The organism is Nonomuraea jabiensis (genome assembly GCF_014204795.1).
Taxonomy (GTDB): Bacteria; Actinomycetota; Actinomycetes; order Streptosporangiales; family Streptosporangiaceae; genus Nonomuraea; species Nonomuraea jabiensis.
Map to the genome: position 1 here is coordinate 2,115,184 of NZ_JACHMB010000001.1, position 12,855 is coordinate 2,128,038.

13 protein-coding genes are annotated in these 12,855 nt (G+C 71.3%); 3 read left to right on the forward strand and 10 right to left on the reverse strand.

Annotation, left to right across the window (positions count from 1 at the left end; genetic code table 11):
* Positions 1-70: 70 nt before the first annotated feature.
* The 6 genes from HD596_RS09010 to HD596_RS09035 form a co-directional block, all read right to left on the reverse strand.
* Positions 71-451, reverse strand: coding sequence for a hypothetical protein (locus HD596_RS09010; RefSeq protein ID WP_185068821.1), 381 nt, complete (start codon positions 449-451; stop codon positions 71-73).
* On the reverse strand, positions 448-1,698 hold the full coding sequence (locus HD596_RS09015; protein ID WP_185068822.1) for a DUF8832 domain-containing protein: 1,251 nt from the start codon (positions 1,696-1,698) through the stop codon (positions 448-450). Before HD596_RS09015 ends, HD596_RS09010 begins: the two co-directional genes overlap by 4 nt.
* Positions 1,695-2,783 carry a hypothetical protein gene (locus HD596_RS09020; RefSeq protein ID WP_221519242.1) on the reverse strand — a complete coding sequence of 363 codons (1,089 nt, stop codon included), beginning with the start codon at positions 2,781-2,783 and terminating at the stop codon, positions 1,695-1,697. Before HD596_RS09020 ends, HD596_RS09015 begins: the two co-directional genes overlap by 4 nt.
* 95 nt (positions 2,784-2,878) lie before the next feature.
* The gene (locus HD596_RS09025; RefSeq protein WP_185068824.1) at positions 2,879-3,526 is read right to left on the reverse strand and encodes a response regulator transcription factor; all 648 of its coding nucleotides are present in this window, start codon (positions 3,524-3,526) and stop codon (positions 2,879-2,881) included.
* Complete coding sequence (locus HD596_RS61490) at positions 3,517-5,214, reverse strand: sensor histidine kinase (protein ID WP_185068825.1); 1,698 nt, start codon at positions 5,212-5,214, stop codon at positions 3,517-3,519. The genes HD596_RS09025 and HD596_RS61490 overlap by 10 nt, the downstream gene beginning before the upstream one ends.
* Positions 5,215-5,273: 59 nt before the next feature.
* The gene (locus tag HD596_RS09035) at positions 5,274-7,559 is read right to left on the reverse strand and encodes a glycosyl hydrolase family 95 catalytic domain-containing protein (protein WP_221519243.1); all 2,286 of its coding nucleotides are present in this window, start codon (positions 7,557-7,559) and stop codon (positions 5,274-5,276) included.
* Between the two features lie 156 nt (positions 7,560-7,715).
* On the opposite strand from HD596_RS09035, the gene HD596_RS09040 reads away from it, so the two are divergent.
* Positions 7,716-8,975, forward strand: coding sequence for an ABC transporter substrate-binding protein (locus tag HD596_RS09040; protein WP_185068826.1), 1,260 nt, complete (start codon positions 7,716-7,718; stop codon positions 8,973-8,975).
* Between the two features lie 13 nt (positions 8,976-8,988).
* Here HD596_RS09040 and HD596_RS66240 read toward each other — a convergent pair whose 3' ends face one another.
* Positions 8,989-9,117: a hypothetical protein gene (locus HD596_RS66240; protein ID WP_512699269.1), complete on the reverse strand. Its 129-nt coding sequence runs from the start codon at positions 9,115-9,117 to the stop codon at positions 8,989-8,991.
* Here HD596_RS66240 and HD596_RS09045 point away from each other — a divergent pair.
* Positions 9,104-9,841 (forward strand): carbohydrate ABC transporter permease, encoded by a 738-nt coding sequence (locus HD596_RS09045; protein ID WP_512699270.1) that lies wholly within the window; start codon positions 9,104-9,106, stop codon positions 9,839-9,841. The genes HD596_RS66240 and HD596_RS09045 overlap by 14 nt on opposite strands.
* Positions 9,831-10,661, forward strand: coding sequence for a carbohydrate ABC transporter permease (locus HD596_RS09050; RefSeq protein ID WP_185068827.1), 831 nt, complete (start codon positions 9,831-9,833; stop codon positions 10,659-10,661). The genes HD596_RS09045 and HD596_RS09050 overlap by 11 nt, the downstream gene beginning before the upstream one ends.
* A 2-nt stretch (positions 10,662-10,663) precedes the next feature.
* Here the strand turns inward: HD596_RS09050 and HD596_RS09055 are convergent, their stop codons facing one another.
* From HD596_RS09055 to HD596_RS09065, 3 genes are all read right to left on the reverse strand, one after another.
* The gene (locus HD596_RS09055) at positions 10,664-11,113 is read right to left on the reverse strand and encodes a nitroreductase family deazaflavin-dependent oxidoreductase (RefSeq protein WP_185068828.1); all 450 of its coding nucleotides are present in this window, start codon (positions 11,111-11,113) and stop codon (positions 10,664-10,666) included.
* Positions 11,114-11,121: 8 nt separating this feature from the next.
* The gene (locus HD596_RS09060; protein ID WP_185068829.1) at positions 11,122-11,532 is read right to left on the reverse strand and encodes a VOC family protein; all 411 of its coding nucleotides are present in this window, start codon (positions 11,530-11,532) and stop codon (positions 11,122-11,124) included.
* 62 nt (positions 11,533-11,594) lie between these two features.
* Positions 11,595-12,746, reverse strand: coding sequence for an ROK family transcriptional regulator (locus HD596_RS09065; protein WP_185068830.1), 1,152 nt, complete (start codon positions 12,744-12,746; stop codon positions 11,595-11,597).
* Positions 12,747-12,855 lie beyond the last annotated feature (109 nt).

Sequence of the window (12,855 nt, forward strand, 5' to 3'; positions counted from 1 at the left end):
CGGCGGCCGAGCGCTACGGACCCTGGCAGGGCGGACCCTGGCAGGGCCACTGGGCCCACTACCTCGAGAGCTAGTCGGTGACGAGAGTGTTGAGCGTGAGGGTCTCCTCGCCGGAGCGGCCGGCCAGGCGGACGGACAGCTCCCACGCCCCGTTCATGAGGAACAGGTCACCCTCGGCGACGAAGTGACCGGGGGCGGCCTTCTTGGCGGTGACCTCGGGCACCGCGTGACCCATCGCCGGCATCACGGCGGCGACGGTGACCGTGTCGGCCTCGCCCCTGTCCACCCGGATGCCGACCGCGCTCCGGTCGGCGGTGACGGTGACGGCGTAACGGGCTCCCGTCGTGGTCACCGGGTCCGGGCCCGAGGTGCGGGCGATGACGAACGCGGCCACCACGACCGCCACGAGCCCGCCCAGCACCAGCAGCCTCAGACTCTTGACCTGCTTCATCGGGGGACCTCCACGGTGAAGGGGACGGTGGTGATGCCGCGGTCCGTCGCGTACTGCGCCCAGGCGAGGTAGCGGCCCGGCGCGGGGAAGCTGAACGTGAAGCGCAACCGGTTGCCGGGCGTCCCCATCTCGTGGACGTGGCCGAGGAACTCGCCGTCCGCGCCGCGCACGATGAGGTGACCCGCCATCCCGAGCCACGGCCGCGGCGTGCCGCTGGTGGCCACCTCGACGGTGGCCGCCCGGCCCGCCTGCGGTGCGGCGGGCATCACCGTGACCGTCCCGGCGGCGGTGTCCTGGATCGCCGGGTCGGGCGAGAGCGTAGGAGACCCGGTGACCGTGAACGAGCCGGTGAGGAGCTGGCCGCCGGAGTCGGTACGTTCGAGCTCGACATAGGTGAGATAGCGGCCGGGACGGTCGGCGCGCAGGCGTACCTCCAGGCGGCCGGGCGCGGTGCGCAGCGGATGGACGTGGCGGAAGTAGCGGCCGTCCTCGCTGGTGACCACCAGGTGGGCCATGGCCTCGTGGTGGATGGTGAGGTCGTCGACGGGACGCCCAGTGGACCCGTCGAACAGCTCGACGCGCGCCACGAACTCCTGGCCCGCGGCCGGGGCGGCGGGGACCGTGGTGACCACCCGCTGCACGTACGGCCGGCCGATCATCGTGTCCGTGGGACGTGGCTCGGCGCCGTCCGGCGACCGGGCGGGCAGCCAGGGGTCGAGGATCACGATCAACGCGGCCACCGCGAGCCCCACCGAGGCGACCGCGGTCACCACGAACGCCGACCGGCCGCGCCGGTTGAACGCGCCGGTCAGCAGGCCGCCCACCAGGAGCAGGCCGGCCACGAACAGGCCCCCGTAGATCAGGAACTCCCACCCGGAACCCCGGTCCACCAGCACGCGGAACGGGATCACCGCGCTCTCGCCCCCGGCGCCGACGGTCAGCTCGTGCGGCCCGGTCTCCTCGACCCGCAACTGGGCGGGGCGGCCCGGCGCCACCGCGCCGGTCACGACCCGCCCGTCGGTCACCGACCGGAGCCGCAGGTCCAGCGTCGGGGCGGACGGGAACCCGATCACCTCGACGCGCAGCGGCCCCGGCACCCGGGTCGTGGCCTTGATCACGAGGGTCAGCTCCGCGCCCGCGATCGTCTGCGCGATCCGCAGGTCCGCCCCCGCCTTGACGTCGTGCGCCGCCGCCGGCGACGCCAGCATCACCACCAGCAGGCCGACCAGGAAGAGAAGCCGGATCATGCCCGCCGGGCGCCGGACTCGCCCGCCTGCGCGGGCATCGCGTTCGGCAGGAACAGTGCGCCGAGGGCCAGGCCGACCAGACCGGCCACGATCGGGGCGCCGGTCCAGAGCTCGGGTACGACGGGCAGCCGCCCGGCGGCCACGGAGGCGACCGCGATGTAGAGGGACCAGGTGGCGAACGCCGACAGGCCGGCGAAGGCCCAGTAGGCGCCCCGGCGCTGCCCCGAGGGCCGCAGCCACCGGATCAGCAGGTCGCTGACCAGCCCGGCGGCGACGAACGTCAGCAGGATCGGCAGGTTGCGGAAGGCCGTCTGCGCGCCCGGCATCAGGATGCCCACCGCGGACAGCACGGTCACGCTCCCGAAGGGCAGCTGCCAGCGCCGCTGGAGGAACAGCACGGGAGCGAGCACCACGATGTTCGTGATGATCATCGAGGCGGCCAGCACGCCCGCGCCGTAGTCCTCCAGGGCGGAGAAGTCCCGGACGATGCCGTCCGCGCTGCGCTGCATGGCGTTGCCGTACGACACGAACAGCGACACCAGCGTGGTGCCGAAGCCCAAGCCGATCAGCGCCGGCAGCAGCCGCGACAGCCGGGGCCGCTCCCCGATGTCCGGGGCGTTCCAGGCCGAGCGGAGCGGCGTCGTGATGATGAGCATCATCGTCACGATCAGCCCCAGGTGGGACGGGCTGAACAGGATGTCGATGGTCTGCTCGATGCCCAGGAACGTGTGCCACATCATGTCGACGAACCCGAACGCGGCGAACCCCGGGATGGCGAGCAACCCCGCGAGGTACCCGTTCGGCACCGCGGCCAGCCCGCTCCGGCCGGCGCGCACGTTGCGGTAGACCTGCCAGATGATCCACGCCGACACCGCGGCGAACCCCGAATAGAACGCCGCGTGCCACGGCGTGAAGAACGTCTCCAGCTGAGCCAGGTTGCTGTGCGCCCAGGCGTCGATCATCAGCCCGACGCCGAACCAGACGCCGAGCAACGCCATGACCAGGTCCGCCCGAGGACTCACCCATGTACGCGCTTCCCCGGAGTCCGCCAGCACCCGCCGCACCCCAGCGTCCACTGCCACCATGAGCATGCTCCTTCCCGTTGATCCGATCCTTCGCGACGGCCGCCGGAAGCGGAACCCGGCTGGCACCCACCGGAAGGTACGGTTATCCGCACCCCTCAGGCGTTCAGGTAGCGCAACACCGCGAGCACCCGCCGGTGGTCGTGCGGGCTGGCCTCCAGGCCGAGCTTGGCGAAGATGCTGGTGCAGTGCTTCTCCACGGTGCGCTCGGCGATGACGAGCAGCTCGGCGATCGCCATGTTCGTGCGCCCCTCGGCCATCAACCGCAGCACGGCGCGTTCCCGCTCGGTGAGCATGCGCAGCGGGTCGCCGGGCTGCCGGTGGCGGCCGACGAGCTGCTCCACCACGACCGGGTCCAGCGCGGATCCGCCCGACCCCACCCGGCGGATGGCCGCGGCGAACTCGGCCAGGTCCGACACCCGGTCCTTCAGCAGGTAGCCCACGCCCTCCGTGTGGCCGCCGAGCAGCTCGACCGCGTAGCTCACCCGTACGTACTGCGACAGCACCAGCACCCCCACCTCCGGATGCCGCTCCCGCAGCGTGACCGCGGCGCGCAGCCCCTCGTCGGTGTGCGTGGGGGGCAAGCGGATGTCGAGCACGGCCACGTCGGGCGGGTCCTTGGCCACATGAGCGAGCAGCTCGTCGGCGTGCTCGACGCACGCCGCCACCGCGAACCCGGCCTCGGTCAGCAGCCGGGCCAGCCCCTCGCGGAACAGCGTGGAGTCCTCGCAGATCGCTACGCGCACGGCAGGATCACCTTCAGCACGGTTCCCTTCCCCGGTGGGCTGTCGATCGTGAGCCTGCCGCCGTTGGCCTCGGCGCGGTCGGCGAGCCCGGCCAGCCCCGAGCCGAGCGCGGGATCGGCCCCGCCCACGCCGTCGTCGCCCACCTCGACCAGCAGGCGGCGGCCGCCCTGGGCGAGCCGGACCCACGCCTTCGACGCGGCGGCGTGCTTGGTCACGTTGGCCAGGGCCTCGTTGACGATGTAGTAGGCCGCGCTCTCCACGGCCTGCGGCAGCGGCTCGTCCAGCGCCAGGTCGCAGGTGACGGCCATGGGGGCGACCGCGGCCAGCTCCTTGACCGCGCCCGACAGGCCGCGCTCGGTCAGCACCGGCGGGTGGATGCCGTGGCTGACCGCGCGCAGGTCGTCCAGCGCGGCCAGCACCGCCGTCTTGGCCTCGCCGATCAGCGGCGCGGCCCGCCCGGGGTCGGTGCCGGCCTCGGCCAGCCCGAGCGTCATCGCCACCGACAGCAGCCGCTGCTGCACGCCGTCGTGCAGGTCGCGTTCGATCCTGCGGCGCTCGGCCTCGCCCCACTGCAACATCCGCCGCCGCGAGGCCGCGAGCTGCCGCAGGCGGGCCCGCAGGTCCGCGGTGAGCCGCTCGTTCTCCAGGGCGAGCGCCGCGGCGGCGCACGCGGCCTCGACGAGAAGGGGCTGTTCGAGGAGGGCGACGTCGTGCACGAGCACGGCGAGCGGCGCCTCGCCCTGGTCGACGCGGGTGACGACCCTGCTCGGCCCCGGGTCGAGGTCGACCGGGCGGCCGTCGGCGTCCACGTACCTGCCCTGCTCGGCCGTCCAGTAGCCGACGGTCAGCCCCGGGTCCCGCAGGGTGGCGGCCAGCTCGTCCCGCAGCTTCCCCGGCCGTTCGCGCCGGCTCAGCCGTACCACGAGGTCGGCCACGCGGCCGTGGTCCATCCGGCTGCGCATCAGACCCGCCAGGTACGCCAGCGGCACCGCCATGAACGCCACCAGCATGACGATCGCGAGGGGCAGCCGCAGCGGGCTCGGATCGACCAGGTCGGCCAGGCGGTCCGCGGCGAAGGTGACCGTGGCGACCATCGACGCGCCGGTGACCGGCGCGACCGCCCGCCGCTGCGCCATGCTCGCCTGGCGCCAGCGCTTGACCGTGAGGGCGAGCACCGCGCCCGCGAAGAGCACGGTCACCTGCCAGGACGAGGCGTCGAGCGCGACGACGAGCTGCCAGAGCGGCGGGGGCAGCGGCAGGTAGGTGAGGGCCTGGGCCGAGGGCAGCACGAGGGAGGCGGCGTACGCCAGGCCGGTCACCACCCGGTACGAGACGAGGCCCAGCCTGCCGGTGGGGAAGGCGAGGAACAGGTGGCAGGCGACCCCCGCCCACGCGCCGCACAACGCCAGCGCCCACAGATTCCTGCCGGGCAGGAACAGCAGCTGCTGGGGAATCCAGGCGATCCCGAGCACGGCCATGAGCGGGCCGACCCGGTTACGCGGATGCTCCCGCCAGGCCACGACCCCGGCCGCGAGAAAGGCCACGCCGACCAGCGCGCCGAGCGTCATGATCGGGCCGTGCCGCCAGATGGCGACCTGACCGGCCCCCAGAACGTCGGCGACCAGCAGCCAAGCCCCTCCCGCCGCGACGGCGAGTAACGCGGTGGTGCCCCTGGAACGTGTCGCCATCGCCCACCCCCGAGGGGGATTGTACGGGCGAACCATCCGGAACGCGGCCGGACCGGATCCTATGCCGGCAGACCCCAGCGGGCCTGGTTCGCCGGGGTCACCGGGCGGATCACGGCGTCGCCCCGGGCCTGGATCAGGACCTCCTCGCCACGGCGCAGGTCGAGCTCGAGGTCCCCGCCGGGCAGCGTCCGCCACGGCACCTTGCGGCCGTTGCTCCGTACGGTGAAGGGGCCGTCGATGCCGGTGCGGACCCGGCACGGCGCCCCGGCCAGGGAGAGCAGCCGGACGAAGTCGGTACGGCCGCCGCGGCGGGCGGCCGACAGCAGGAACGCCCCCTGCGTCAGGAAGTTGTGCACGGTGACGTCGGGCCAGGCGGCCGGCATGGCGGGCAGGACCCTGATGACGCCGTCCCAGCTCTGGCAGATCATGTCGTGCACGGACTGGGCGGCGGACAGCGGCGTCTCGATGACGGGGCCGCTCTCCTTGTACATCGTGTTGGGCTGGACGAAGCGGCGCAGCAGCTCGTCGAGGTAGAAGTGGGCGTCGTCGCCGCGCAGCATCTGGGCGGAGATCGAGGCCGCGCCGGTGAAGCTGTAGCCCTGCAGGGCGCCCTCGAAGCTGATCCAGTGCTTGAGCGACCTCTCGATGAGCGCGCGCTGGTCCTCCTGCTCCCACGTGACCAGGTACAGCGGATAGATCATCAGGAGGTGGGAGTAGTGGCGGTGCGACTTGGCGAAGGGCGCGCCCGCTCCGATCATGAAGCCGTTCGCGTCAACGGGGTAGGCGGCCAGGTTCGCCAGGACCTCCTGCCACTTCGGCAGCAGCGGGTCGCGCACGCGCAGCAGGCGCGCCGACTCGACCAGCGTCCGGCAGCCCCAGCGGATCAGCGCCAGGTCGTAGTTCGTGTCCGGCGCGTCGACCCCGTACTCCGGGGAGAACGTGGCGGGCAGGTGCAGCCTGCCGTCGGGGCCCGGCTCCAGGAAGTGCAGGTAGTAGTTGATCGCCCGGCGCAGCAGCGGGAACAGCACGTCCCGCACGATCCGGACGTCCATCGTGTGCCGGTAGGAGAGCCAGACGTTGTGCAGCGCCCAGGTCAGGTTGCCGACCTCGGGCACGGGGGTGGCCTGGCCGGGGACGCCCACCGGGTAGCCGCTGTTGCCGAGGCCGGCGCCGTTGTCGAGCGTCATGTCCGTGGTACGCGGGACGCCCGCGGAGTCCTCGGGGAACTTCACCTGGTCGACGAGGTTCTGCCGGTACTGCGACAGGCTCCTGGTGACCGCGTCCAGCTCCAGGTGGTTCGAGCCGTGGATCAGCCAGTATTCGAGCTGCACGTTGAGGTTCCACCAGGTGGCCGGCCACGGCGTCGGCTCCAGCCACGGGCCGGTGGTCGCCATCGGCGGCGCGTCCCGGCGCGCGGCGGCGGCGACCTTGTAGAGCTGGATCCAGTAGAAGCTCTGCGTCCGCTGGTCGGGCAGCGACAGGAAGCTCTTGCGGTAGTAGCCGTGCCACCATCGCCGGTGGTCGGCGGCCAGCGCCTCGACGGGCAGCCGGGCCGCGGAACGTACCGATCTGACCGCCTCGTCCCCCGCCGTGTCGCGCGGGAACGACCAGGCGACCGCGGCGTAGAGGGTACGCCGCGCGCCGCGCCGCACCTCCTGCCAGGCCGTCGCGTGCCCGCCGCCGGACAGCAGCGGCTGGGTGACCAGCTCCAGGTCGCCGTGGCGGGTCACGGACGGGGCGGGGTTGGCGGTGTAGCCGGGCGGAGGCGGCCGGTTGAAGATCGGGTCGGCCCGGGGGCTGACGGCCTCCTCGGGGTGGAAGGTCCAGCGGAAGTCGCGCTCGCCCTCGCTGGGCAGGACCTCGACGGCCAGTACGGAGCGGTCGTTGTGGATCAACGCCCTGATCTCCAGGCTGCCGGAGGAGGTGGTGATGGCGCCGGTCAGCTCGGCGTTCCACAGGTCGAGCCGCCAGTCGACGCCGGTGATCGCGCCGACAGGCTCCAGCGTGAGGTGGCCGATGGGCAGCCGGGCGAGGCCGAACAGCGCGCCGTACTCGGGACGGTGGTCCTGGACCTCGCTGTGCTGCACGTTGAAGCGCACGGCGTTGGCGCCCTGCTGCGCGTAGACGCCGGAGCCGAGGAAGCCGTTGCCCAGGAACGGCCCTTCGTACCAGGTCTGCGGCATCCGCTTCCACACCAGGTCGGCGTCGGCCAGGAAGCGCTGCCAGTCGATCTCGTCATGGACCAGCGGACCGCTGCCGCCGAGCGCGGGAGCGGCCAGAGCGGCGCCGAGGAGTTCGCGCCTGGACGGCTCGCTCGCGGCAAATAGATCCGACGTATCAGGCACCAATGCACCGTATTTCGGCACAGCGGGATGGTCAAGAGCTCCAGAGGTCGGGTCGTATCGAAGCTGCAACCGATTGACGAGAGGCGTTGACGTCGTGTTACCAGGCAATTAACGTCCCCAGTTAACTATTTGATAGACGGGATGGACACCCCCCGCATGAGAGATCTCAGCAGACGTGGATTCCTCCAGGCCGGCGTCGCCGCGGCCGCCCTCGCACTGACCGGCTGCGCCGGAGGCGGCGGCTCGGGCGCCGGCCTCCAGTTCGCCTGGTGGGGCAGTACGACGCGGCACACCGCGACGCAGAAGGCCATCGACGCGTTCAAGAAGAAGAAGCCCGGCATCCAGATCAAGACCCAGTTCTCCGGCTGGGAGGGCTACTGGGAGAAGCTGGCCACCCAGACCGCGGGCGGCAACGCCCCCGACGTGATCCAGATGGACTACTCCTACCTCGGCGAGTACGCCAGGCGCGGCAGCCTGCTGGACCTGGGCCCGTACGTCGGCAAGGGCCTGGACCTGTCCGGCTTCGACGCCGACGTGGTGAACGCCGGCAAGATCGACGGCAAGCAGTACGCCGTGACCTTCGGCATCAACTCCATGGCCCTCATCGTCAACAAGACCCTGGCGGCCGAGCGCGGGGTGGAGATCCCCGAGACCTTCACCTGGCCCGAGTACGGCGAGCTCGCCAGGAAGCTGGCCGGCAAGGACGTCTTCGGCACCGAGGACGGCGCCCAGGACGGCGGCGCGCTGGAGAACTGGCTGCTGGAGCGGGGCAAGATGTTCTTCACCGCCGACGGCGGGCTGGCCTACGACGAGGACGACCTCAAGGAGTGGTTCACCTTCTGGGACGGCCTGCGCAAGGCGGGCGCGGCCACGCCGCCGGACGTCCAGGCCACCGCGGCGGGCGACGTGCAGAACAGCCTGGTCGCCACCCGCAAGGCGGTCATGGACTTCGCCTGGTCCAACCAGCTCACCGCCTACATGTCGCTCACCAAGGACGAGGTCGGCGTCCACACCTTCCCGACCGGCGACAAGCCCGGCCAGTACTACAAACCGTCCATGCTGCTGACCGTCAGCTCCGGGAGCAAGGCCAAGGACGACGCGGTGGCCCTGGTCAACGCGCTCGTCGCGGACCCGGACGTGGCCGGTCAGCTCGGCTCGGAGCGCGGCATCCCGCCCGCGACCCCGATCCGCGCCGCGCTGCGGCCCAAGGCGTCGCCGGCGGAGCGGCTGGTCTACGACTACATCGACTCGATCAAGGACCAGGTCGGCCCGCTGCCGCCGGCGCAGCCGCTCGGCGCCGGGGAGCTGCACAACAAGGTGCTCACCAACATCAACCAGCAGATCGGCTTCGGCAAGCTCACGATCGAGCAGGGGGTGTCCCGATTCTTCGAAGAAGCTCGACGAGTGCTCAAGTAGAGGGACGCGCGGCCTACCTGTTCCTGCTGCCGTGGTTCGCCGGGCTGCTCCTGCTGACGGGCGGGCCGATCCTGGCCTCGCTGGCCCTCTCGTTCACCGACTTCGACCTGCTCACCGCCCCGTCCTTCGTGGGGCTGGACAACTACGCCAGGATGCTCACCGACGACCCGCACTTCGTCAACGCCGTACGGGTCACGCTGATCTACGTCGTGTTCTCCGTGCCGCTGTCCGGCGCGTTCGCGCTGCTGGTCGCCGTGCTGCTGAACAGGCCCGTACGGGGCGTCGGGGTCTACCGCGCCGCCTACTACCTGCCGTCACTGCTGGGCGGCAGCGTCGCGGTGGCGATCCTCTGGCGGCAGATCTTCGGCGCGGACGGCCTGATCAACGACGCCCTGCGCTCTTTCGGGATCGTGGGGCCGAGCTGGATCTCCACGCCCCAGTACGCGATCTACACGCTGGTCGTGCTGCACATCTGGCAGTTCGGCTCCCCCATGCTGATCTTCCTGGCGGGGCTGAAGCAGATCCCCGCCGAGCTCTACGACGCCGCCGCGGTGGACGGCGCCGGGAAGGTGCGCGCGTTCTTCCGCATCACGCTGCCCATGCTCAGCCCGATCATCTTCTTCAACCTCGTGCTGCAGACCGTGAACGCCTTCAAGGCCTTCACCCCCGCCTTCATCATCAGCGGCGGCACCGGCGGGCCGGCCGACTCCACGCTCTTCTACACGCTCTTCATCTACCAGGAGGGGTTCGGGAACTTCCGGATGGGCTACGCCTCCGCGCTGGCCTGGGTGCTCCTCCTGGTGACCGCGGCCTTCACCGCGCTGGCCTTCCGCTCCTCGAAGTACTGGGTGCACTATGCCGACTAGCCGCCGCTGGGCCCTCCACCTGCTGGTCGTGGTGGGGGCGCTCGTCATGCTCTATCCGCTGTTCTGGCTGATCAGTTCCTCGTTCAAGCCCAACGACGAGATCTTCACCGATCCCGGGCCGGTGCCGCAGACCGTGGTCGCGGACAACTACGCCACCGGGTGGACCGCGCTGGGCGTGCCCTTCGGCGGGTTCTTCGCGAACTCGTTCATCATCGCCGCGGCGGCCGTGGCCGGGAACGTGATGTCGTGCTCGATGGCGGCCTTCGCCTTCGCCCGGCTGAGCTTCCGGTTCAGGAAGCTCTGGTTCGCGATCATGCTGGTGTCGATCATGCTGCCGATCCACGTGCTGATCGTGCCGCAGTACACGCTGTTCAAGTACCTGGGCTGGGTGGACACGTTCCTGCCGCTCATCGTGCCGAAGTTCCTGGCCGTGGACGGGTTCTTCATCTTCCTGATGGTGCAGTTCATCCGGTCGCTGCCGCGCGAGCTGGACGACGCGGCCCGCATCGACGGGTGCGGGCCCGTCCTGGTGTACTGGCGGATCATCCTGCCGCTGTCGCGGCCCGCGCTGATCACGACCGCGATCTTCACCTTCATCTGGACCTGGGACGACTTCTTCAGCCAGCTCGTCTATCTGAGCGACGTGTCCACGTACACGGTGCCCCTGGCGCTGCGGGCGTTCCTCGACTCCAGCGGCGGCTCCACCTGGGGGCCGATGCTCGCGATGGCGGTGCTGTCGCTGATCCCCATCCTGGGCTTCTTCCTGATCTTCCAGCGACGCATCACCGAGGGCATCTCGACCACCGGCCTCAAGGGGTGACGTCACCGGGGGGTGAGCCGGATCACCGGGTACTCGCGGTCGGATTTGGCCTGGTACTTGGCGTAGCGGGGCTGGGCGGCGGTGATGCGCTGCCAGGCCTGCGCCAGCTCGGCGCCGTCGAGCCGGTGCGGCCTCACCGGCACGGCGTCGCGGCCGGGGAACTCGACCGACGCCCGCTCGGGATGCGCCATCAGATTGGCGTGCCAGTCCGGATGCCGGCTCCCGCCGCCCGACGCGACGATCAGCCAGGCGTCCTCGCCGTCGGCGAACCACGCCAGGGGCGACTGCCGCGGCTGCCCGCTCAGGCGGCCCACCGTGTTCAGGATCAGCACGTCCATGCCCATGAACGAGCCCTGGCCGCGCCGGATCTTGCGGGTCATCCGGGCGTTCATCTTCCGCTGGATCCACCGTGACACCGGCCCGGGGGTGCCGCTCTGGCGCTGCTGTGCCATCGGTGACCTCAGCTCAGCTCGTTGATACGGATCATGTTGCCCGCGGGGTCGCGGAAGGCGCAGTCGCGGATCCCCCACGGCTGCTCGGTCGGCTCCTGGACGACCTCGGCCCCGCCGTCCCTCAGCCGCGCGAAGGCGCCGTCGAGGTCGGGGGTGGCCACGATCATGCGAGCGTAGGTGCCCTTGGCCATCATCTCGAGGATGGTGCGGCGCTCGTCCTCGGTGATGCCGGGCTCGGCACCCGCCGGATGCAGGACGATCGACGTGCCGGGCCGGCCGGCGGGGCCGACCGTGATCCAGCGCATCGTGCCGTCGCCGACGTCGTTGCGGACCTCGAAGCCGAGATTGTCGCGGTAGAAGGCCAGGGAGGCCTCCGGGTCGGTGTGCGGGAGGAAGGTCTGGTGAATGGTGAAGTCCATGGCGACGACGCTAGTTGCGGCCCGGCGACCGGCGCTTCTCCATTCCTGACCGTTCGCCGTGGTCAGCCGAGGGTTTCCGGGGCGGCCAGGGCCAGGCCGGCGGCGCCGAGCGCGTGCTGGACGTCGCTCCACGGGCGGACGATCACCTGAACGCGGTGGGCGGCGGTGACCTGGCTGGTCCGCATCGCGGCGAGGAACCCCGGCTCCAGCCCCGGCCAGAGGACGTGGTTCTCGCCGATGACGGCGATGGTGGGCGTGCCGAGCAGGTTGACGACGCCGGCGACGGCCCGCCCGAGCACGGTGCCGATCCGGGCGAGGACGTCCGCCAGCCCCGGCTCGCCGCCGGAGACCCAGCGTGCGCGGAGCTCCTCGATGGTGGTGCCCGCCCCGGCGAGGCCGGCGCGGCGGGCGGCGCGCAGGATGCCGTCGTCGCTGGTGAGCGTCTCCAGGCAGCCCCGGGCGCCGCAGGAGCAGCGCGGTCCGGTGGCGGCGACCGGCGTGTGGCCGAACTCGCCGGAGAGCCCGCTCGGGCCGCGGTGCACCCGCCGCTGCAGGACCGCGCCAAGCCCCACCCCGTCGCCGATGCCGAGCACCAGGAAGTCGTCGTGCTCGCGGCCCGTCCGGTACAGCAGCTCGGCGGTGGTGCTCGCCCTGAGATCGTTGTCGACCAGTACGGGGATCGGCAGCTCGGCGCGCAGCCGTTCGCCGAGGGGAAGTTCGCTCCAGCCGAATCGGGGACATACACGTATATAGCCGGTGGCCGAATCGACAGAGGACGGAGTGACCACTCCCACGGCCCTCAACCTGGGCGCCAAGGTGGGGTCGGCGAGCCGGTGCTTGATCACCGCGAGCAGCTGAGGGATGGGGTCGGAACGGCAGTCGAAGGCTGATACATCGGATGTGATCACCCGACCGTCCAGACCCGCGACGACGGTGACGACGTGGTCGGTGGCGACCCGTACGCCCATGGTCGCGGCGGCCTCGGGGACGACCTGGAGCGGGATGCGGGGCCTGCCGACGGCCCCGGCCTGCGGAGCGAGAGCCCGCAGGTAACCGCAGGCCAGAAGGCGTCGCGTGTGCTCGTGTACGGTCGCGTCGCCGAGCCGGAGACGGGCCGCGATCTGGCGGCGGTCCAGCGCGCCCGCGGTGCCGAGCAGCGCCAGGATCTCGACGCGGGTCAGATCGCCACGAGGGGCGACTCGACGAGCAGTCATCGGATATTTCCACCTCGATCTCATTGACACTACAGAGGGCGACGCTTAAGTTTCACAATTATTAACTCGGCCCCGAGCTTATTGAGTGGAGCTGCGATGGGCAGGCAGA